The sequence below is a fragment of the Hydrogenophaga taeniospiralis CCUG 15921 genome (assembly GCF_001592305.1).
GTDB lineage: Bacteria > Pseudomonadota > Gammaproteobacteria > Burkholderiales > Burkholderiaceae_C > Hydrogenophaga > Hydrogenophaga taeniospiralis.
Window position 1 is genome coordinate 1 of the sequence record NZ_BCWR01000007.1, and the last position, 19727, is coordinate 19727.

20 protein-coding genes are annotated in these 19727 nt (G+C 67.2%); 14 read left to right on the forward strand and 6 right to left on the reverse strand.

Annotated elements, in window-relative coordinates; all coding sequences use genetic code 11:
- Positions 1-50 precede the first annotated feature (50 nt).
- The 3 genes from HTA01S_RS10935 to HTA01S_RS10945 all read right to left on the reverse strand — a co-directional run bounded on the left by HTA01S_RS10935 (position 51) and on the right by HTA01S_RS10945 (position 3559).
- Complete coding sequence (locus HTA01S_RS10935) at positions 51-989, reverse strand: MBL fold metallo-hydrolase (RefSeq protein ID WP_068170868.1); 939 nt, start codon at positions 987-989, stop codon at positions 51-53.
- Positions 990-1009: 20 nt separating this feature from the next.
- The gene (locus HTA01S_RS10940) at positions 1010-2704 is read right to left on the reverse strand and encodes an AMP-binding protein (RefSeq protein ID WP_068170871.1); all 1695 of its coding nucleotides are present in this window, start codon (positions 2702-2704) and stop codon (positions 1010-1012) included.
- Positions 2705-2812: 108 nt separating this feature from the next.
- Complete coding sequence (locus HTA01S_RS10945) at positions 2813-3559, reverse strand: FFLEELY motif protein (RefSeq protein WP_068170873.1); 747 nt, start codon at positions 3557-3559, stop codon at positions 2813-2815.
- Positions 3560-3726: 167 nt separating this feature from the next.
- Between HTA01S_RS10945 and HTA01S_RS10950 the strand changes: the two genes are divergently transcribed.
- Positions 3727-4662 (forward strand): esterase/lipase family protein, encoded by a 936-nt coding sequence (locus HTA01S_RS10950; RefSeq protein WP_068170877.1) that lies wholly within the window; start codon positions 3727-3729, stop codon positions 4660-4662.
- Between the two features lie 20 nt (positions 4663-4682).
- Here HTA01S_RS10950 and hppD read toward each other — a convergent pair whose 3' ends face one another.
- Positions 4683-5804, reverse strand: a complete 1122-nt coding sequence (gene hppD / locus HTA01S_RS10955; RefSeq protein WP_068170880.1) for a 4-hydroxyphenylpyruvate dioxygenase — start codon at positions 5802-5804, stop codon at positions 4683-4685.
- A 121-nt stretch (positions 5805-5925) separates the two neighbouring features.
- Between hppD and HTA01S_RS10960 the strand changes: the two genes are divergently transcribed.
- The 9 genes from HTA01S_RS10960 (at position 5926) to HTA01S_RS11000 (ending at position 15841) form a co-directional block, all read left to right on the forward strand.
- Positions 5926-6399, forward strand: coding sequence for an Lrp/AsnC family transcriptional regulator (locus HTA01S_RS10960; protein WP_068170882.1), 474 nt, complete (start codon positions 5926-5928; stop codon positions 6397-6399).
- Positions 6400-6493: 94 nt separating this feature from the next.
- Entirely contained in the window at positions 6494-7231 is a 738-nt protein-coding gene (locus HTA01S_RS10965) for a GNAT family N-acetyltransferase (RefSeq protein WP_068170885.1), read from the forward strand.
- Positions 7232-7395: 164 nt separating this feature from the next.
- Positions 7396-8262 (forward strand): HlyC/CorC family transporter, encoded by an 867-nt coding sequence (locus tag HTA01S_RS10970; RefSeq protein ID WP_068170888.1) that lies wholly within the window; start codon positions 7396-7398, stop codon positions 8260-8262.
- 25 nt (positions 8263-8287) lie between these two features.
- Positions 8288-10123 carry an apolipoprotein N-acyltransferase gene (lnt, locus tag HTA01S_RS10975; RefSeq protein ID WP_084236027.1) on the forward strand — a complete coding sequence of 612 codons (1836 nt, stop codon included), beginning with the start codon at positions 8288-8290 and terminating at the stop codon, positions 10121-10123.
- Between the two features lie 139 nt (positions 10124-10262).
- Positions 10263-11183: a glycine--tRNA ligase subunit alpha gene (gene glyQ, locus HTA01S_RS10980; protein WP_068171136.1), complete on the forward strand. Its 921-nt coding sequence runs from the start codon at positions 10263-10265 to the stop codon at positions 11181-11183.
- Positions 11184-11199: 16 nt separating this feature from the next.
- Positions 11200-13320, forward strand: coding sequence for a glycine--tRNA ligase subunit beta (gene glyS / locus HTA01S_RS10985; RefSeq protein ID WP_068170891.1), 2121 nt, complete (start codon positions 11200-11202; stop codon positions 13318-13320).
- 103 nt (positions 13321-13423) lie between these two features.
- Positions 13424-14017, forward strand: a complete 594-nt coding sequence (gene gmhB / locus HTA01S_RS10990) for a D-glycero-beta-D-manno-heptose 1,7-bisphosphate 7-phosphatase (protein WP_068170893.1) — start codon at positions 13424-13426, stop codon at positions 14015-14017.
- A 75-nt stretch (positions 14018-14092) separates the two neighbouring features.
- Positions 14093-14836 (forward strand): lysophospholipid acyltransferase family protein, encoded by a 744-nt coding sequence (locus tag HTA01S_RS10995; RefSeq protein ID WP_407656103.1) that lies wholly within the window; start codon positions 14093-14095, stop codon positions 14834-14836.
- A gap of 114 nt (positions 14837-14950) precedes the next feature.
- On the forward strand, positions 14951-15841 hold the full coding sequence (locus HTA01S_RS11000; RefSeq protein ID WP_068170896.1) for a M48 family metallopeptidase: 891 nt from the start codon (positions 14951-14953) through the stop codon (positions 15839-15841).
- 86 nt (positions 15842-15927) lie between these two features.
- Here the strand turns inward: HTA01S_RS11000 and HTA01S_RS11005 are convergent, their stop codons facing one another.
- Positions 15928-17088, reverse strand: a complete 1161-nt coding sequence (locus HTA01S_RS11005; RefSeq protein ID WP_068170902.1) for an MBL fold metallo-hydrolase — start codon at positions 17086-17088, stop codon at positions 15928-15930.
- A gap of 120 nt (positions 17089-17208) precedes the next feature.
- Between HTA01S_RS11005 and HTA01S_RS11010 the strand changes: the two genes are divergently transcribed.
- Positions 17209-17628: a MerR family transcriptional regulator gene (locus tag HTA01S_RS11010; RefSeq protein ID WP_068170905.1), complete on the forward strand. Its 420-nt coding sequence runs from the start codon at positions 17209-17211 to the stop codon at positions 17626-17628.
- A 50-nt stretch (positions 17629-17678) separates the two neighbouring features.
- Complete coding sequence (locus HTA01S_RS11015; protein ID WP_068170907.1) at positions 17679-18047, forward strand: DUF1304 domain-containing protein; 369 nt, start codon at positions 17679-17681, stop codon at positions 18045-18047.
- A 7-nt stretch (positions 18048-18054) separates the two neighbouring features.
- Here HTA01S_RS11015 and HTA01S_RS11020 read toward each other — a convergent pair whose 3' ends face one another.
- Positions 18055-18504, reverse strand: coding sequence for a VOC family protein (locus HTA01S_RS11020; protein WP_068170911.1), 450 nt, complete (start codon positions 18502-18504; stop codon positions 18055-18057).
- 83 nt (positions 18505-18587) lie between these two features.
- On the opposite strand from HTA01S_RS11020, the gene HTA01S_RS11025 reads away from it, so the two are divergent.
- Together HTA01S_RS11025 and HTA01S_RS11030 are read left to right on the forward strand one after the other, a co-directional pair.
- The gene (locus HTA01S_RS11025) at positions 18588-19166 is read left to right on the forward strand and encodes a TetR/AcrR family transcriptional regulator (RefSeq protein ID WP_218017340.1); all 579 of its coding nucleotides are present in this window, start codon (positions 18588-18590) and stop codon (positions 19164-19166) included.
- Positions 19167-19253: 87 nt separating this feature from the next.
- Positions 19254-19700, forward strand: a complete 447-nt coding sequence (locus HTA01S_RS11030; RefSeq protein WP_068170915.1) for a PaaI family thioesterase — start codon at positions 19254-19256, stop codon at positions 19698-19700.
- The last annotated feature ends 27 nt before the right edge of the window (positions 19701-19727 follow it).

Genomic DNA, 19727 nt, shown 5'->3' on the forward strand with positions numbered 1-19727 from the left:
CTGGGTCCGTAATTGTTCATGGAGGCCCACGCAGGCCCTACGGATAGTACTCAGGCATTGACCACGAGGGAGCCTTGAAGGTGAAGAGCGTTGCTGTGCTTCAGCTCCACCAACAGGTCGCGCAACCACTCTCGCTGTTCCATGGGGTCGGGGTTGTCGGGTGGCATCGACGTGCGCAGGTAGGGCGTACTTCTTGCCCAGGCCAGCAAATCCTCTTGTTCAATGGATTGCCACTCGAGCAATCTGAATTTGATGAGCACCTTGACCGCATGGCGGTGGTGCTTGGTGGGTGCGTTGACGAACCGGTTGAGCCGAGTTCGGGCGCGTTCAAGGGCCTCCGCAATGTCCTGGAACACTGGGCCATGGCCTGGAATCACGGTCTCCGGTTGAAGTGCTTCAATCGCATCCAAGGTCTGCGCCACCTCGTCAAATGCGGCCACGCCCTCCAACTCCGGAAACACCACGCCAAATCCGTTTTGCCAGAGAGCATCCGCCGAAATCAATAGCCTTGTGGCCGGTTGAAACAGGATGATGGAGTGGGGGTCGTGCCCTTTGGCACCATGGATCTCCCAATCGAGAGCGCCTAGTCGCACGCTTGAGCCTGGTTTCAGCAGGCCTTGGCGGGTGAACCTGGGGCACTCTTGCCCCGTGGTGGCGTAAGTCAGCGCGATGGTGTCCCAACGGTCGACAGCATCGGCCTGCCCCGGCGGAATCCAGGTTCGCAGTGCTGGGTAGCGTGCCTGGAGCGCCGCGTTGCCACCGCAGTGGTCGCTGTGCAAGTGGGTGTTGAGCAGCAGATCCAGTGTGGAGCGCCCAAGGGCCTGGCTCACGAGGGCCACGGTCTGCTGGGCATGGCAGCCATATCCGGAGTCGACCAGTGCACTCGGCCCGTTGCCTTGCAGCAGGATGTTGTTCGCCGACAGCCAGCCCCGCTCGAAGACGGTGACGCCCGCAGCAGTGAGCACATCGGAAATGGCCGGAGGACTCATGGGCAAGCCATGGAGGGCATTCAGTTCACCGCCCGCAGGGCGCGGCGCAGGACCTTGCCGACGTTTGTTTTGGGCAATTCGCCCCGGAACTCGATGTACTTGGGCCGTTTGTAGCCGGTGAGGTTGTCGTGGCAATAGCGGGCCACGTCTTCCTCACGCAAGGTGGCGTCGCTTCGAACCACAAAGACCTTGATCGCCTCGCCTTGTTTTGCGTCCTCGACGCCTATGGCGGCGCATTCCAGCACGCCCGGGCACAAGGCAATGACGTTTTCCAGTTCGTTGGGGAAGACGTTGAAGCCAGAAACCAGAATCATGTCCTTCTTGCGATCCACGATGCGGGTGTATCCGCGCTGGTCCATGATGCCCACGTCACCGGTGCGCATGAACCCATCGGGTGTGAAGGCCCGGGCGGTCTCTTCGGGCTGGTTGTGGTACCCGGTCATCACGTTAGGGCCCCGAATACAGATCTCGCCGGGGGTGCCTTCGGGCAAGCTGTTTCCCTCGTCGTCCTTGATGGCGATGGCGATGCCAGGCAAGGGCAGGCCGATGGTGCCGCTGAACTCGCGGGAGGTCACGGGGTTGTTAGTGCCGATGGCGCAGGTTTCACTCATCCCCCAGCCCTCGGTCATGGGGCAGCCGGTGACGGCCAGCCAGTGTTTGGCGGTGGCCTCGGACGCCGCCATGCCACCGGCCTGCGACAACGCCAGGCTGGAAAAGTCGAGTTGGCGAAACTGCGGGTTCTGCAGCAGTGCGTTGAACAGCGTGTTGACCGCGGGCAGCAGGTGGAACGGGCGACGCTTGAGCGTGGCCACGAACTGTGGCACATCGCGTGGGTTCGGGATCAACGTCATGTGGGCGCCCCAGCGCATGGTTAGCAGGCTTAAGGTGAGCGCGAAGATGTGGTACAGCGGCAAAGCCGCGATGGCGTTGGTGTTGTGGACCTCTCCCACGCGCACCAGCGCCGACTGGAACCAGGCGTCGGCCTGCAGGATGGCGGCGACGATGTTGCGGTGCGTCAGCACCGCGCCCTTGGACAGACCGGTGGTGCCGCCGGTGTACTGCAGGAAGGCCACCGAATCCAGCGTTGCCGCACTGGGCTTGAGCGCTTGCGTGGACCCGTCGGCCAGGGCCTTGCGAAAGCTGACAATGGTCCGCGGTCCCAGCGGACCGGTCTTCGCCAGTTTGTAGGCGGGCACCATCTTCGCCAGGTGGCGCACCGCGAAGCTGAGCCAGCGGCCGTACCAGAACCCGAGCAGGTCGCCCAGGCTGGCCACCACCACATGTTGAACGGCGGTGTGATCGATCACGGCTTCCAGCGTGGTGGCGAAGTTCTCCAGAATGACGATGGCTTCTGCGCCGCTGTCTTTGAGCTGGTGTTCGAGTTCGCGCGCGGTGTACAGCGGGTTCACATTGACCACCGTGTAACCCGCGCGCACGATCGCCGCCATCGCCACGAGAAACTGCGGCACGTTGGGCAGCATGACGGCGATCCGCGCGCCCGCGGGCAGCCCGCGCGACTGCAACCAGGCACCCAGGGCTGCGCTGTGCTGGTCCAGTTCCCCGTAGGACATCCAGCGCTCCATGCAGACCGACACCGGTCGGCGCGCGTTCTTGCGCAGCGATTCTTCGAGCAACACGGCCAAGGAGCGGTACTGTTCGGGTTCGACGTCGTGCGGAACACCGGGAGGATAGTGGGACAGCCAGGGTGCGTTCATGAGAGCCGGGGCGGGATCGTTGCGGATCGCGCCATTCTGGCGGACCCGCTTTTCTCGGCACACAGGGCCAGCCCTAGGGTGCTGTCGCCCAAAGCTCAGGCCAGGCCTTCACGACGCGACTCTGGCTCGAGCCAGCTCGTCGCTCAACCCACGCTGGCAGACCGCAAGATCTTCGTCAAACAGGCGTTCGATCCAGAGGTTCTCTCGCTGCGCGATGGTGGCCAGAAACGGTGTGGCATCGCCCAGAACGCCAAAGGCTTCGAAACCGTCTTCCAGAAACTGCTGCAGTGCTGCAAGACCGGCCGCCTGGGCCGGGCGGCGCATCAGCTTGAGCGCGATCAGCAGCGACTTCATGCGGGTCAGGCGTTGCAGCTCCCGGCCCATGTGCTGCACCACGGCCAGTTGCCGCTCGCGCTGGGCACGCTCCCCGGTGCGTCGCCAGCTGAGGGTGTAGCGTTCGGCCGCGGGCAAGTCCGGACCGAGGGACAGCCAGTGCTGCGCCAGCTGCTGGTCCAGCGTCTCCGTGAGGGCATGGGTTTCGGCCATGTCCACCGCCAGCTGGGCCACCGCCTCCGGAAACAGCCGTTCGATTGCGCCGGCGATGCGGCCAAACTGTTCGTCGCGTTGGGTGAAGTCGTGCTCGCCGTACAACTCTTCCAGAAAGAACCGGGTCGCTGCGCCATAGCTGGGGTGGGACAGCCAGTCGGCATAGGTGCCCCGAAAACGCCGGGCCTGCAGTTGCTTGACCTCGTGCACCGCCTGGGCCAGGCCGGCGGTATGGGCCTGTTCGCGCAGGTGCGCGACCCGAGCCAAGTGGGTTCGAATCTCGTCTGCGGCGCGGCGGGTGTCATTCATGGCGCGACCAGTCTAGCTGTGCGGAGGCCCTCGGTGGGTAGAGGCAGAGCTCTAGCGCCGCCCGCCCACCCAGCTGCGGCGCGTGCGATAGTCCAAAAATGACACAGAACCCCCAAGCGCTGCATGACCGGTCCGCCACCCGGCGGCCTCCATCCCGCCTGGCGCGTATGCAGCAGACCATCGCGCTCTCGACCGTCGCCCTGGTGGCGGGCTGGGGCGGGTTCACCTGGGAACGGTCGCCATTCCTGGCGCTCGCCGGGGCGGCGGTGCTGGTGTTTGGTTATGCGATCGTGCTCGCGGTGGAGTTTCTTGCCGTGGCCAGGGTCAACCGAGGTGACCCCTCACCGCGAGCGAGCGTCGCAGAGCTGGTGGGCGCCTGGTGGCAGGAGGTGCGGGTCGCGCCGCAGGTGTTTTCGTGGCGCCAGCCGTTTCGCTGGCGCAGCCTGCCGGATGACGAGTCGGCCCAGGCTGGCGGCAACACGGGGCCCGCAGTGGTGTTCATTCACGGTTTCGTGTGCAACCGCGGCCTCTGGTTGCCCTGGATGCGCCAACTGCGCGCCCAAGGCGTGCCCTACACCTCGGTGAACCTGGAACCGGTGTTCGGCTCCATCGACGACTACGTGCCGCTCATCGATAACGCTGTGCACCGCGCCCAGGCCCTGACCGGGCATCCACCGCTGCTGGTCTGCCACAGCATGGGGGGCTTGGCGGCACGCGCCTGGTTGGCCGCCACGCCGGATGCGAAGGGGCGGGTCCACCGTGTGGTGACCATCGGCAGTCCACACGCCGGCACCTGGCTCGCGCAATTCAGCCGGGTGACCAACGGGCGCCAGATGCGGCAGAACAACGGGTGGTTGCGGGGCCTGCAGCAACGGGAAACGCAGAGCACGCCGCAGGCCACCCACGCGCACTTCACCTGCTGGTACTCGAACACCGACAACATCGTGTTCCCCGCGTCCACCGCCACCCTGCCCGGGGCCGACAACCGCCTGGTGCGCGGTGCGGCCCACGTGGCGATGGCGTTTCATCCCGAGGTGATGCGTGGGTCGCTGGCCTTGCGCACATCGCCAGCGAATGCGCCGGGTGAGCCCGCGGGTTCGTAGACCTCCGCCCGCAGAGTCGGTCAGGCCTTCAGCACACCGCGGCGCATCTGGTCGAGTTCCATGCTCTCGAACAGCGCCTTGAAGTTCCCCTCGCCAAAGCCCTGGTTGCCTTTGCGCTGGATGAACTCGAAGAAGATCGGACCCAACTGGTTCTCGCTGAAGATCTGCAGCAGCAGCTCACCCGGATGGCCGTCCACCAGGATGTTGCGCTGCTGCAGGGCCGCCACGTTTTCCCCATGGCCGGGAATGCGCTTGTCCAGCAACTCGTAGTAGGTGTCGCCCGTCGTCAGCAGTTTCACGCCGCTGAGTTCCAGCGCATCCACCGTGGCCGGCAGGTCGGTCGAGCCCAGGGCGATGTGCTGGATGCCCTCGCCATGGTACCGGTCCAGGTATTCCTGGATCTGACCGGCCTTGTCGTTGCCTTCTTCGTTGATCGGGATGCGGATCTTGCCGCAGGGGCTGGTCATGGCCTTGCTCTTGATGCCGGTCTGCTGGCCTTCGAGGTCGAAGTAGCGCACCTCGCGGAAATTGAAGATGCGCTCGTAGAAGCTGGCCCACTCGGCCATGCGGCCGCGGTGCACGTTGTGGGTCAGGTGGTCGATGTAGTTCAGGCCATGGCCGACCGGGTTCAGCTCGGCGCCGGGCAGCGGATAGAAGTCGACGTCGTAGAAGCCGATGTTGCCGATCTCGCCTTCCTTCGCGCCGTTCTTGCCGCGCCAGCGGTCGATGAAATAGATGATGGAGTCGCCGATGCCCTTGATGGCCGGGATGTTCAGTTCGCCCGGGCCCGCGGTGTGCGCGTAGCCCCAGGCGCCGAGCGAAATGGCACGCTCATACGCGGCTTTGGCGTCCTGCACACGGAAGGCGATGGCGCAGACGCTGGGGCCATGCAGGCGGGCAAAGCGCTGGGCGAAGCTGTCGGGTTCGGCGTTGATGATGAAGTTGATCTCGCCCTGGCGGTACAGCGTGACGGCCTTGTGTCGGTGCCTCGCGACCGGCTTGAAACCCATGCGTTCGAACAGCGCACCCATCGCGGCGGGGTCGGGTGCGGCGTATTCGATGAACTCGAAACCGTCGGTGCCCATGGGGTTGGCCCATTCGGTGGCATCGGCGGTGGCGGAAAGGGGCAGCGCAGCGTTCATGGTTGTCTCCGTGTGGGGAAGAGAAAGTGATCCGCCACTGTATCGGCGCAGGTTGTCACGATTCCAGCGTTTTGGGGCGTACCGTCCGTCCTTTTTGCATGAATCCTGCTAAATTCAAAACATGCAAGCACTTGACAAGCTCGATCGCCACATTCTGCGCAGCCTGCAGGCCGATGGCCGGGCCACCTACGAACTCATCGCCGAGGCCGTGGGCCTGTCGCCCAGCGCGGTGCTGCGCCGGGTGAAGCGGCTGGAAGACGCGGGCGTGATCGACCGCTACGTGGCCCTGGTGAAACCCGAGGCCGTGGGCCTGGGGCTCACCGCCTATGTGAATGTGCGGCTGGAAAAGCACGCCGAGAGCGCCAAGCGCAACCCAATGGACCAGTTCCGCGCCAGCGTGCAGGGATGGCCTGAGGTGGTGGAGTGTGCGGCGCTCACCGGCGAGATGGATTTCCAGCTGCGCCTGGTGGTGGCCGACATGGCGGCGTATTCGCGTTTCATGATGGACACCCTGCTCAAACACCCCAGCGTGCAGGACTGCAAGACCAGTTTCGTGATGGATCGCGTGAAAAGCACCACCGCTTTGCCGTTGTAACGCCCGGAAGCGGGCTTTTACCCGCCCATCGGGTTGAGAGGGCTTTAGTGAGCCAAGTCCTTGTCGATATAGGGAAAACCCTTATATTCCCCGCATGCTCAACCCCGCTTCCTGGTTCAAGTCGGCCCCGCCCGGTGCACGGGCGCCGATGGCCGTGCCTGCAACCGCGCGCGACGAACCCAAAGCCACCGCCACGCCGGGCACGGGCTCGGTGGTGGTGCCCATCCGCTCCATCGGCCCCGGCCAGCTCGAACGCATCGCTGCCCATCTGCTGGCGCTGGAGCCGCACGACCGCTACCTGCGTTTCGGCTATGCCGCGAACGACGAGCAGATCCTGCGCTACGTGCACCAGCTGAATTTCGAGCGCGACGAACTGTTTGGCATCTTCAACCGCAAACTGGACCTGATCGCCATGGCCCACCTGGCCTTTTCGGTGGACCCGAGCTGCACCAGCTGCGCCGAGTTCGGCGTCTCGGTGGCCCAGGCGGCGCGTGGCCGGGGGTATGGCCGCCGTTTGTTCGAGCGCGCGGTCATGCACGCCCGCAACGAAGGCGTGAGCCAGCTGTTTGTCCACGCCCTGACGGAAAACACCGCCATGCTCAAGATCGCCCGCCGCGCCGGGGCGCTCATCGAGCGCGATGGCCCCGAAAGCGAAGCCCACTTGCGCCTGCCGCCGGCCGACTTCGATTCGCGCGTGACCGAGCTGGTCAACCAGCAGGTCGCCATCACCGACTACCACCTCAAGGCCCAGGCCAAACAGTTCTGGAGCGTGCTGGGCCTGCTGCAGGAAATCCGCCAGGGCGTTCGCGAGGCGCGCGACAAGATGAAGTGACCCCCCTGCGCCGCTGACGCGGCTTCCCCCCTGAGAGGGGGGACCACGCCTGCGGCCCGGCAGAGCCGGTTCAGCGGCGTGTGCTGGTCATGAGATCGTTGTCTGGCCGGTGTCACCGCCTTGCGGTATCCTTTGCCGCTGTTTCAACTCACCTTTCCCCCTCAGTGGCCGACAACCCCCCCAGTAGCGGGCCGCAGCGCAGCCTGCGGCACGAAGACAAACGCGGTTTCCTGCAAAAGCTCGCGGAATTCATCCACCCCGGGCCGGACTCCAAGGACGAGCTGATCGAAACCCTCGCCGACGCCGAGGAAAACGACATCATCAACGCCGAATCGCGCGTCATGCTCGAAGGCGTGATCCGCATCGCCGACATGTCCGCCGGCGACGTGATGGTAGCGGCCCCGCGCATGGATGTGCTCAACATCGATGCCCCCTACGACGAGTTGCTGCACCAGGTCATCGACACCGCGCACTCGCGCTTCCCGGTGTACGAGGGCGAGACCGAAAACATCATCGGCATCCTGCTCGCCAAAGACCTGCTCAAGCTGCAGCGCGCGCCCGAGCTCAACATCCGCGCCCTGCTGCGCCCGGCCACCTTCGTGCCCGAGAGCAAGGGACTGAACGACCTGCTGCGCGAGTTTCGTGGCAACCGCAACCACCTGGCCATCGTCATCGACGAGTTCGGCCGTGTGGCCGGCCTCATCACCATCGAGGACGTGCTGGAAGAAATCGTCGGTGAGATCGAAGACGAATTCGACGTGGCCGAGGACGAGGGCGACATCTTCGCCCTGGCCGACAGCACTTGGCGGGTGAGCGGCGACACGCCGGTCGAACGCATCAACGAATCCTTCGGCCTGAAGCTGCCTGAGGTCGATTTCGACACCATCGGTGGCCTGATCGCGCACACCATGGGCCATGTGCCCAAGCGCGGCGAGTTCCACGAGATCGAGCGCCTGCGCTTTGTCGTGCTGCACACCAAAGGTGGTGCGGTGAAGTGGTTCAAGGTGATGCCGTTTCCTTCGGAAGACTGAGCCGTCCAGGCTCCGAACACACACCATGCGCAGCCTGTTCGGCAACCTGCACACGCCTTCGAGTTTTTCTCCCCTCAGTGGCCAGCCGCCGGGCCGCCCGGCGCGCGGCAGTGGTCTGGGCTGGTTGCTGGTCTGTGTGCTGGCCGGCGCGCTGCAGGCCGCGTCGCTGACCTGGCCCCTGCCGGGCTGGGGTGTGCCGGGTCTCACGCCGGGGCAACCCAGCGGCTGGCTGCAGATCGCCAGCCTGGCCCTGCTGGTGCTGGCGCTGCAGCACGCGGGGGGCGCCCGCGCCGCCGCCTGGCGGGGCTGGCTGTTTGCCACCGCCTGGCTGGTGGGCACCTTCTGGTGGCTGTTCGTCTCCATGCACACCTACGGCGGTCTCGCGGCCTGGCTGGCCGCGCTGGCGGTGTTGGCGCTGGCGGCGTTTCTGGCGCTGTACTACGCGGTGGCGGCGGCGCTTCTGGTGGCCTGTGCGCCTCGCTCGCGCAGCGCGCAGGCGGTCCTTTTCGCGGCGGTGTGGACCCTGGCCGAACTGGCGCGCGGACGCTGGCTGACCGGTTTCCCCTGGGGGGCCGGCGGCTATGCGCAGGTGGATCTGATGGCCGCCTGGGCGCCCTGGGTGGGGGTGTACGGCATGGGTGCCCTGGCCGCCCTGCTGGCCTATGCCCTGGCCTCGTTGCTGACCGGCCTGGGCAACCAGGCCCAGCGCTGGTTGCTCGGCCCGGTGCGCCAGTCCACACCGGGGCGACGCCCCGGGGGGCGGCGCCTGTCGGTGGGGCAGCCCGGTCTGGTGGGTTCGTGGCTGGGCCTGCTGTTGCTGGGCGCTTTGCTGCTCAGCTTGTTCGCGGGCGAGCGCTGGCGCGACCTGGGGCAGCGTGGCACGGCGGCCAGCGGGGAACTGCGCGTGTGGCTGCTGCAAGGCAACATTCCCCAGGACCAGAAATTCGAGCCCGGAACCGGCCTGGCGCAGGCGCTGAGCTGGTATCCGCAACAGGTGCTGGAGGCCACGCGCGCGGGCGCCGACGCCCCGCAACTGGTGGTGGCGCCCGAAACCGCCATTCCCCTGCTGCCCCGGCAACTGGACGCGGAGTTCTGGCAGCCGCTGTTGGGAGGGCTGGCACAGCAGGCGGGCGGCGCCCAGCCGGTCGGCGCGATGGTGGGCCTGCCCCTGGGCAGCTACGAGCAGGGCTACACCAATTCCGCCTGGGGCATCTCGCCCGGGTCGGCGGCGCGCGCGTTGTCCGCCACCGAAAAGACCTTGCCGGCCGAGCCCGGTTTTCACCGCTACGACAAACACCATCTGGTGCCGTTCGGCGAATTCGTGCCGCCCCTGTTTCGCTGGTTCATCGACCTGATGCGCATCCCGCTGGGCGACTTTGACCGTGGGGGGCTCGCGCAGGCGCCGTGGGTCTGGGCCGGTCAGCGCATCGCCGCGAACATCTGCTACGAAGACCTGTTTGGCGAAGAGCTGGCCGCCGGGTTTGCCGACCCCGCCAGCGCGCCCACCGTGCTGGTCAACCTGAGCAACATCGGCTGGTTCGGCGACACGGTCGCCATCGACCAGCACCTGCAGATCTCCCGCCTGCGTGCGCTGGAACTGGGGCGGCCCATGCTGCGCGCCACCAACACCGGCGCCACCGCCGTGATCGATCACCGCGGTGTGGTCACGCAGCAGTTGCCGCGCCTGACGCGCGGGCGCCTCGCGGCCACGGTGCAGGGCCGCAGCGGCCTCACGCCCTACGCCCAGTGGGCCTCGCGCTGGGGGCTGTGGCCGCTGTGGGGGCTGTGTCTGGCCGTGGTGACGCTGGCCGCGGTGCGGCGCCGTTCCGGGGCTCGCGGGCATCGCGCCCGGGCGGCGTAGGCGTTCGCGTCCGCACCCGTAAAATCAGCCCCTTGTGCGCGCGCCCGGTCGTGGCCGTTGGCCGCCCGCCAGCCCGGCGATCCCGCCCCGTTTGTTCCCGCTTTTCCGGACCCGGCCACCAGGCCGGGGCATGCCGACCATGTTGACCTTCCAGCAAATCATTCTGAAACTGCAGTCCTATTGGGACGCCCAGGGCTGCGCGCTGCTGCAGTCCTACGACATGGAGGTCGGCGCCGGCACCAGCCACACCGCCACCTTCCTGCGCGCGCTCGGCCCCGAGCCCTGGAAGGCCGCCTACGTGCAGCCCAGCCGCCGCCCCAAGGACGGCCGCTACGGCGAAAACCCCAACCGCCTGCAGCACTACTACCAGTACCAGGTGGTCTTGAAGCCCGCACCCAGCAACATCCTGGAGCTCTACCTGGGCTCGCTCGAAGCGCTGGGTTTTGACCTGAAGAAGAACGACATCCGCTTCGTGGAAGACGACTGGGAAAACCCCACGCTCGGCGCCTGGGGCCTGGGCTGGGAGGTCTGGTTGAACGGCATGGAAGTCACGCAGTTCACCTACTTCCAGCAGGTCGGCGGCATCGACTGCAAACCCATCACCGGCGAGATCACCTACGGCCTGGAGCGCCTGGCCATGTACCTGCAGGGCGTGGACAACGTCTACGACCTGGTGTGGACCGAAGGGGCCGACGGATCCAAACTCAGCTACGGCGACGTGTACCTGCAGAACGAAAAGGAACAGTCGGCCTACAACTTCGAACACAGCGATGCCGACTTCCTGTTCACCGCCTTCAGCGCCCATGAGAAGCAGGCCAAGCATCTGATGGAGCAGCAGCTCGCGCTGCCCGCGTACGAGCAGGTCCTGAAGTGCGCGCACAGCTTCAACCTGCTGGACGCACGCGGCGCCATCAGCGTGACCGAGCGCGCCGCCTACATCGGCCGCATCCGCAACCTCGCGCGCGGCGTGGCCCAGAGCTACTACGAGAGCCGCGAGCGCCTGGGCTTCCCCATGGCGCCGCGCGAGTGGGTGGCGCAAATCGAAAAGAAAGCCGCTTGAGCGGGAGAGCACAAGAATGACAACGAAGAACCTTCTCGTCGAACTGTTTGTGGAAGAGCTGCCGCCCAAGGCGCTCAAGAAGCTGGGCGACGCCTTCGCAGGCGTGCTGTTTGAGCAACTCAAGGCCCAGGGTCTGACGGCTACCGACTCCGCCGTGACGCCCTTCGCCTCGCCGCGCCGCCTGGCCGCGCACGTGAGCGCCGTGGCCGAGCGCGCCGCCGACAAGGCCGTGTCGCAAAAGCTCATGCCGGTGAGCGTGGGCCTGGACGCCAGCGGCCAGCCCACGCCGGCGCTGCTCAAGCGCCTGGGGGCGCTCGGGGCCGACGCCTCGGCCGTGGCCGGCCTGAAGCGCGCGCCCGACGGAAAGGCCGAAGCATTGTTTTACGACAGCGTGGTGCCCGGTGTGGACCTGGCCGTGGGCCTGCAGAAGGCGCTGGACGAAGCGATAGCCAAGTTGCCCATCCCCAAGGTCATGAGCTACCAGCTCGAAACCGACTGTGAGCTGCCCGGCTGGAGCAGCGTGCACTTCGTGCGCCCGGCGCACGGCCTGGTGGCGCTGCACGGCAGCAGCGTGGTGCCAGTCAAGGCGCTGGGGCTCAAGGCCGGCAACGCTACCCAGGGCCACCGCTTCGAAGCGGCCAAGTCGCCCGTGGTGCTGGCCGACGCCGACAGCTACGCCCAGACCCTGCTGAGCGACGGCGCGGTGATCGCCAGTTTCAACGACCGCCGCTTCGCCATCGTGCAGCAGCTCGCGCAGGCCGCCGAGCGCCTGGGCCCGGGCTACGAGGTGCTGATGGACGAGTCCCTGCTGGACGAGGTGACCGCCCTGGTGGAGCGGCCCAACGTGCTGACCTGCGGCTTCGAAGAGCAGTTTCTCGAAGTGCCGCAAGAGTGCCTGATCCTCACGATGAAGGCCAACCAGAAATATTTCCCGCTGGTCGACACCCACGGCAAGCTGACCAACCGCTTCCTGGTGGTGAGCAACATCAGCCCGATTGATGCCAGCGCCGTGATCGGCGGCAACGAGCGCGTGGTGCGCCCGCGCCTGGCCGACGCCAAGTTCTTCTTTGACCAGGACCGCAAGAAGACGCTGGCCTCGCGCGTCGAAGGCCTGGGCAAGGTGGTCTATCACAACAAGCTCGGTACGCAAGGCGAGCGCGTGGAGCGCGTACGCGCCATCGCCCGCGCCATCGGCCAGCAGCTCGGTGGCGATGTGCTGGCGAAGAGTGCCGACACCGCGGCCCAACTGGCCAAGACCGATTTGCTGACCGACATGGTGGGCGAGTTCCCCGAGTTGCAGGGCATCATGGGCGGCTACTACGCGCGCCACGATGGCCTCTCCGAAGACATCGCCTTCGCGATCGAAGACCACTACAAGCCGCGCTTTGCCGGCGACGAGCTGCCGCGCACGATGACTGGGGTGGTGGTGGCGCTGGCCGACAAGCTGGAGACGCTGGTCGGCATGTTCGGCATCGGCAACCTGCCGACCGGCGACAAGGACCCGTTTGCGCTGCGGCGGCATGCGCTGGGCTTGATTCGCATGCTGGTGGAGAAGGATCTGCCGCTGGACCTGAGCGCACTGGTGGCGCGTGCCGTGCCCGCTTTTGGCGACAAGATATCCGATGCGTCGGAGGCACTGGCTGACTTCATCTACGACCGCCTCGCCGGCAGCCTGCGTGAGCAGGGTTACAGCGCCCAGGAAGTCGACGCCGTGCTGGCCCTGCGCCCGCAGCGACTGGCCGACGTGACCCAGCGCCTGCAGGCCGTGCGCGCCTTCGCGGCGCTGCCCGCCGCAGCGGCGCTGGCGGCCGCCAACAAACGCATCGGCAACATCCTCAAGAAGTCCGAAGGCGAGGGTGCCGCGGTGGAGGAATCCCGCCTGGTCGAAGCGGCGGAAAAGGAGCTGTTCACGGCCATGCAGAAGACCGTGCCGGCGGCCGACGCCGAGTTCGCCAACGGCGACTACACCGCTTCGCTGATGACGCTCGCCGCGCTGCGCGCGCCGGTCGATGCCTTCTTCGACGGCGTGATGGTCAACGCCGACGACCCGGCGCTCAAGGCCAACCGCCTGGGCTTGCTCAAGAGCCTGCACGAAGCCATGAACCGCGTGGCCGACCTGTCTCGCCTGGCGACATGATGACCCCCACGCTCCGCCGCTGCGCGGGTCGCTGCCCCCCGAGGGGGCGCGGCCTTGCTTGGGGCGGCCCGGCGCAGCGGCCCAGACCTCTGTGGAGCACCGCATGAAACTGCTCATCCTCGACCGCGACGGCACTTTGAACCGCAACCGCGACGACCACGTGGCGTCGCCCGACGAGTGGGAGGCGCTGCCCGGCGCGCTCGAGGCGGTGGCACGGCTCAACCACGGCGGCTGGCGGGTGGTGCTGGCCACCAACCAGTCGGGCATCGGACGTGGCCTGTTCGACATGGCTTCGCTCAACGCCATCCACGCCAAGATGCATCGCCAGCTGGCGGCGGTGGGGGCCCGCGTGGAAGCCGTGTTCTTTTGCCCGCACGCGCCGGAAGACGCCTGCCACTGCCGCAAACCCGAGCCGGGCCTGTTTGAGCAGATCGGAGACCGTTTCGGCGTGCCGCTGCACGAGGTGCCGGCGGCGGGCAACGCGGTGCGCCACGTGCAGGCGGCCGCGGCCGCCGGCTGCCCGACCCACCTGCTGTTGACCGGCAAGTCCGAGCACCTGCGGGGGCGCACCGGCCTGGGCGCCGACGCCGACCTGGCCGTGCTGGCCCCCGATCTGCCGCCCGGCACCCACCTGCACGACGACCTGCCGGCCTTCGCCGACTGGCTGCTGGCGCAGGACACCGTGGCGCCCAGCTGAGCGGTGCGGCGCCTTTCGTCCATGCCCGCCCGCCCCATCAACCACACACCCCGCTTCTGAACCCATACTGCCCCCATGATCGTCATCAACTTCCTGCGCGCCGTTCTGCACCTGCTGTTCATGGTGGTGACCGTGATTCCGTGGGCGCTGGCGGTCGTGGTGGCCGCGCCGTTCATGAAGCCCGAGCGCATCTACTGGATGTGCGCGCGCTGGCTCAAGCTGGCGGTGGATGGCGGCACGGTGATCCTGGGCATCCGCAACCGGGTGATCGGGTTCGAGAACCTGCCGGTGGGCAGCACGGCGCCCGCGGTGCTGCTGGTCAAGCACCAGTCGCTCTGGGAGACCTTCAGCATGGCCGCGCTGATGCCGCACCCGCTGGCCTTTGTCTTCAAGAAAGAGCTGCTGCGCGTGCCATTTTTCGGCTGGGCCATGGCGCGCATGGACATGATCCACATCGACCGCGCCGACGGCGCACGCGCTTTCGCCAAGGTGGTGCAGCAGGGCCAGCGCCTGCTGGACCAGGGCACCTGGGTGATCATGTTTCCCGAAGGCACGCGGATTGAGCGCGGCCAGAAGGGCACCTACAAGAGCGGCGGCACCCGGCTCGCGATCCGCACCGGCGCGCCGGTGATCCCGGTGGCCGTGACCTCGGCCAAATGCTGGCCGCGCAAGGCCTTCATCAAGAAGCCTGGCGTGGTGGAGTTCTCCATCGGCAAACCGATTCCCAGTCAGGGCCGCAAGCCCGACGAGCTGATGTTGGAGGTGGAAAACTGGATCGAGGCGGAGATGCGGCGTCTTGATCCGGAGGCGTATTCATGACCACCCCTGCCGCGCTGCGCGCGACCCCCTCAAGGGGGCAACACCTGCGGCCTGGCAAAGCCAGTTCCGCGGTGTTCTGGGTTGGTGCATCTCGCGCCGGAGGGGGCTGAGTCCATGCAGCGCTTTGTGCAGCTGGCGCTGGATTTGTTCGCGGGGTCGGAGCCGGTGGCTCCTGCGCCCGCACCGCCTGTTCGTGTTGTCCAACCCGACGCGCCCGCCGCCGAACCGCTGAACCAGGTGTTCCAGCCTGGCACCTGGCACCACCCGCGCGCCAACCGGCTGCTGCGGCTGAGCAACTGCGATGTGGCCTACGAATTCAAGCGCGGCAAGCGCCGCACCATCGGCCTGTCGGTCGGGCCCGATGGCCTGAGCGTGAGTGCGCCGCGCTGGACGCCGGTGGGCGAGGTTGAGGCGCTGTTGCACGACAAGGCCGGCTGGGTGCTGGAGAAGCTGCAGCGGGCCCGCGAGCGCGCGGGTGAGCTGGAGCGCTCGCGCACGACCTGGGCCGATGGCGCCGAGCTGGACTTTCTGGGCCAGCGCCTGCGTCTGATGCTGGACCCGGCGCACGGCTTCGCCCAGGTGGGGGCGGTGCTGGAGCCGGCCACCGAGGGCCCGGGCACCCTGCGCCTGGGGCTGGCGCGCAACGCCAGCGAGGCCCAGATCCGCGACGCCGCCCAGGCCTGGCTGATGCGCCAGGCCAAGCGCGTGTTCGCCGAACGGCTCGATCTGTTTGCGCCGCAGCTCGGGGTGCGCTACGAGAAGCTGCGCCTGTCCAGCGCCGGCACTCGCTGGGGCAGCGCCAGCGCCGACGGCACCATCCGCCTGAACTGGCGCCTGATCCACCTGCGGATGGACATGGTGGACTACGTGGTGGTGCACGAGCTCAGCCACCTGCGCCACATGGACCACAGCCCGCAGTTCTGGGACGTGGTCGCCAGCGTGATGCCGGACCACATCGAGCGCCGGAAAGCGCTCAAGCGCGCTGCGGTGCCGCTGGGGGAATAAGGCCCCCACGCTCCGCCGCTGCGTGGGTCGCTGCCCCCCGAGGGGGCGCGTTTCGCCTTGGGGCGGCCCGGCGGCGAAACCCCTTTTCAGACCGCGCTGAACCGCCAGATCCGCTGTGCATCACGTTCCCGTCGCACCTGTCCGGCAAACCACAGCCGGTGCAGATGCGCCACCGCCTCGCCCATGGCGAAGGTGGTCTGGTGCAGGTCCAGCTCGCGCTGGAACAGCACGGGAATCGCGTCCGCGCCGCTGATGGGCCTGGCGCTGCAGGCGTCGAACAGCTCGGTCAGGCGTTCGGCGTGGTGGTCTTTCAGCTGCTGGAGGCGCTCGTGCAGCCCGGTGAAGGGCTTGCCGTGCGAGGGCAGCACCAGCGTGGCCTCGGGCAGCGGCAGGTATTTGTCGAGCGATTCCAGAAACAGCAGCAGCGGGTCGCTCTCGGGTTCCACGTCGTACACGCTCACGTTGGTGCTGATGCGCGGCAGCACCATGTCGCCGCTGATGAGCACCTGCAACTCGTCGTTGTACAGCGCCATGTGTTCGGGCGCGTGACCGTAGCCACTGATGCAGCGCCAGGCGCGTCCGCCGATGGACACGGCTTGACCATCCATCAGGCGGCGGTAGCTCGGTGGAACGGCCGGCACCATGCTGGGGTAGTAGCTCGCCCGGCCCCGGATTTTGTCCAGGCTGTCGGGGTCGGTCAGGCCGTGCGACGCAAAGAAGTTGGCCGCACTGGCGCCACCAAAACCGGTGGTGCTTTGCGAACCGATGCGCGCCGCGTTGTAGTCGGTCGCGCTGATCCAGAGATGGCAGGCCCCCACGCTCCACCGCTGCGCGGGTCGCTGCCCCCCGAGGGGGCTGGCCCCGGCTTGAGGCGGCTCGGCGCCGGGGCCGTCCACGCCGGACCACCGCTCGCACAGCCAGTGCGCCAGCCCGATGTGGTCCGGGTGCATGTGGGTGACGATCACGCGCAGGATGGGCAGGCCGTCGAGCTCGTTCACGAAGATCTGCTCCCACTGCGCCTTCGAGCGCTCGTGCGAGATGCAGCAGTCCACCACCGTCCAGCCCTCGCGGCCGTCCAGCGCATCGCGCAGCAGCCAGAGGTTGATGTGGTCCAGCGCAAACGGCAGCGCCATGCGGATCCACTTCAGGCCGGGCGCCACGGTGATCGTGTGGCCGGCTTCGGGCAGCGCGTCGCCCAGCGGGTAGTGCAGGCGGGCTTCGAGCTGCTCTCGGGTGGGTGGATTCATGCGGTGTGGATTCCGTTAAGATGCCGACGACTGACGTTGACGTAAACGTCAATATGCAGGGCATTCTACGGAGCGGGGTCCCGATCCGGTGTCCGCCAGTCGACAAGACCCCACCCTTCCATGGCGAGCAACCCGACCTACACCATCAGCGATCTGGCCCGCGAGTTCGACCTGACCACGCGCGCGATCCGCTTTTACGAAGACATGGGCCTGCTGCAACCGCAGCGCGAAGGCCCGGGCGGGCGCAACCGCGTCTACAGCGCGCGCGACCGCACCCGCCTGAAGCTCACGCTGCGCGCCAAGCGCCTGGGGCTGTCGCTGACCGAGGCCAAAGAGATCATCGACATGTACGACAGCCCGCGCGACACCGGGCCGCAGTTGCGCAAGTTCCTCACCGTGCTGGCCGACCACAAGCGCCAGCTCGAAGAGCAGATGGCCGATCTGGTGGCCAACCTCGACGAGGTGAAGGTGCACGAGAAAGAGGCTCGGGCCTTGTTGGCGAAGGCCGAGAAGACGCTCAAGCCCGGCCAGCCGGTCTGAGCGCGGAGGGGGCTGCTACGATGGCAGCCCTTTTTCCAGCAGGACTCGCCATGTCACTCATCGCCAGCATCGTCATCGGTCTTGTCGCACTCTTGCACATCTACTTTCTGGTGCTGGAGATGTTCCTGTGGGACAAGCCGGCCGGGCTGAAGGCTTTCGGCAACACGCCGGAGAAGGCCGCCCTCACCAAGGTGCTGGCGGCCAACCAGGGGCTGTACAACGGCTTCCTGGCCGCGGGCCTGATCTGGGGCTTGCTGCTGGGCCCCGATGGCTTCGGGGTGAAGGTGTTTTTCCTGGGCTGCGTGCTGGTGGCCGGCCTGTACGGCGCGGCCACCGCCAGCCGCAAGATTCTCTTCGTGCAGGCCCTGCCGGCGGCCTTGGGCCTGGTGCTGCTTTACCTGGGCCGCGGCGCGGTCTGAGGCAGCGTCAGGCGGCGGCGCCACCGCCACCGCCAGCGGCCGCGCCTTCGGCGTACTGACGCAGGAAGGCTTCGCTGGGTGGGATCGGCTGGATCACGTCGATCATCACGCCATTCGGGTCCTGCACGATGAAGTGGCGCTGGCCGAATGCCTCATCGCGCAGCGCCAGCAACATGGGCAGACCTTGCGCCACAGCGCGCTGGTACTCGGCGTCCACATCCGCCACCTCGAAATTGAGCAGCAGGCCAGCGGCCTGGCGGCCGCGCCCGGCCTCGGGGATGGTGTCGTGGTCGCGGTCGAGGATGGCCAGGTTGACCGATGGGTCTTCGGTGGACTGCAGGTGCACGTACCAGTCGCTGTCGAACTGGCGGGTGAAGCGGAAATGCATTTCGTAGAAGCGGGCGGTCGCCGCCACGCGGTCGGTCATGAGAACGGGGTAGTACTGCGTCGATTTCATGGCTGGGCTCCTGGGCGAAAATTACATACAGTCTGTATGCAAGTTCAATATAACATACAGGCTGCATGTATGAGAGGGCCGCCATGAACCGTCGATCGCAAGGAGAACGCACCGAAACCACGCGGGCCGCACTGATGCTGGCCGCGCGGGGGCTGTTCGAGGAGCGTGGCTACGCCGGTACCGGCACACCCGAGATCGTGGCGGCGGCCAGCGTGACGCGCGGCGCGCTCTACCACCACTTCACCGACAAGGCCGAGCTGTTCGAGGCGGTGGTGCGGCAGGTGGCGCAGGAGGTGGCGGACGAGATCGCCCGGCAGGCCAGCGGGCACAGCGATCCGGCCGAGGCCCTGATGGCCGGCGCCCAGGCCTATTTCGCGGCCATGGCCGGGCGCGGACGGGCCCGCCTGCTGCTGCTGGAGGCGCCCGCCGTGCTCACGGCCGAACAGGTGATGGCGCTGAGCGACCTCGCCGGCTTCCAGGCCTTGCAGGAAGGGTTGCGGCAGGCGCTGCCGGCGGAGGGTGCCCGGCTGCCGCTGCGCGAACTGGCCGTGTTGATGTCGGCCGTGTTCGACCGCGCCGCCCTGGCCATCGCGCGGGGCGAGGCGGCCGCCCCCTACGAAAAGGCCACCCGCCTGCTGCTCTCCAGGCTGGTCGCCGGCTGAGGTGGTCCCTCCGGGGGCTTTTCGGGTGGATCGACATTCGGTCATAATTGACGTTTACGTAAACGTAAATCAAAATCCCGATCCGCCATGACAGACCCCACCACCGACCACCACGCCCTGCGCCAGCGCGTGCAGACCAGCCTGGACCGCCAGGGGATGATGCAGGCGCTGGGCGTGCGGCTGCTGGCCGTGGCGCCGGGCACCGTGACGCTGGCGCTGCCGTACTCCGACCGCGTGACGCAGCAGCAGGGTGGTTTTCACGGCGGCGCCATGGGCGCGCTGGCCGACATCGCGGGCGGCTACGCGGCGCTGACCGTGGCGCCCGAGGGCATGGAGGTCACGACCGTGGAATACAAGATCAATTTCCTCGCGGCCTTTCAGGGTGGCGAGCTGCAGGCCACGGGCCGCGTGACCAAGGCCGGCAAACGCATCATCGTCACTGCGGCCGAGGTGGTGCACGTGGCCACCGATGGCAAACGCTCGGACTGCGCCGTGATGCAGCAGACCCTGGTGCCGGTGCCCAAGACTTACTGACCGCTGTTGCCCTCATCCCGGCCCTCT

Bases quoted from the DNA above. Each gene is read 5' to 3' on its own strand.
- HTA01S_RS10995 (WP_407656103.1), top strand. From the start codon at position 14,093: ATGATCGTCATCAACTTCCTGCGCGCCGTTCTGCACCTGCTGTTCATG.
- gmhB (WP_068170893.1), top strand. From the start codon at position 13,424: ATGAAACTGCTCATCCTCGACCGCGACGGCACTTTGAACCGCAACCGC.
- HTA01S_RS11005 (WP_068170902.1), bottom strand. From the start codon at position 17,088: ATGAATCCACCCACCCGAGAGCAGCTCGAAGCCCGCCTGCACTACCCG.
- glyS (WP_068170891.1), top strand. From the start codon at position 11,200: ATGACAACGAAGAACCTTCTCGTCGAACTGTTTGTGGAAGAGCTGCCG.
- HTA01S_RS10935 (WP_068170868.1), bottom strand. From the start codon at position 989: ATGAGTCCTCCGGCCATTTCCGATGTGCTCACTGCTGCGGGCGTCACC.
- HTA01S_RS10950 (WP_068170877.1), top strand. From the start codon at position 3,727: ATGCAGCAGACCATCGCGCTCTCGACCGTCGCCCTGGTGGCGGGCTGG.
- HTA01S_RS10965 (WP_068170885.1), top strand. From the start codon at position 6,494: ATGCTCAACCCCGCTTCCTGGTTCAAGTCGGCCCCGCCCGGTGCACGG.
- HTA01S_RS11025 (WP_218017340.1), top strand. From the start codon at position 18,588: ATGAACCGTCGATCGCAAGGAGAACGCACCGAAACCACGCGGGCCGCA.
- HTA01S_RS11020 (WP_068170911.1), bottom strand. From the start codon at position 18,504: ATGAAATCGACGCAGTACTACCCCGTTCTCATGACCGACCGCGTGGCG.
- lnt (WP_084236027.1), top strand. From the start codon at position 8,288: ATGCGCAGCCTGTTCGGCAACCTGCACACGCCTTCGAGTTTTTCTCCC.
- HTA01S_RS11015 (WP_068170907.1), top strand. From the start codon at position 17,679: ATGTCACTCATCGCCAGCATCGTCATCGGTCTTGTCGCACTCTTGCAC.
- HTA01S_RS11010 (WP_068170905.1), top strand. From the start codon at position 17,209: ATGGCGAGCAACCCGACCTACACCATCAGCGATCTGGCCCGCGAGTTC.
- HTA01S_RS10940 (WP_068170871.1), bottom strand. From the start codon at position 2,704: ATGAACGCACCCTGGCTGTCCCACTATCCTCCCGGTGTTCCGCACGAC.
- hppD (WP_068170880.1), bottom strand. From the start codon at position 5,804: ATGAACGCTGCGCTGCCCCTTTCCGCCACCGCCGATGCCACCGAATGG.
- glyQ (WP_068171136.1), top strand. From the start codon at position 10,263: ATGTTGACCTTCCAGCAAATCATTCTGAAACTGCAGTCCTATTGGGAC.
- HTA01S_RS11030 (WP_068170915.1), top strand. From the start codon at position 19,254: ATGACAGACCCCACCACCGACCACCACGCCCTGCGCCAGCGCGTGCAG.
- HTA01S_RS11000 (WP_068170896.1), top strand. From the start codon at position 14,951: ATGCAGCGCTTTGTGCAGCTGGCGCTGGATTTGTTCGCGGGGTCGGAG.
- HTA01S_RS10945 (WP_068170873.1), bottom strand. From the start codon at position 3,559: ATGAATGACACCCGCCGCGCCGCAGACGAGATTCGAACCCACTTGGCT.
- HTA01S_RS10960 (WP_068170882.1), top strand. From the start codon at position 5,926: ATGCAAGCACTTGACAAGCTCGATCGCCACATTCTGCGCAGCCTGCAG.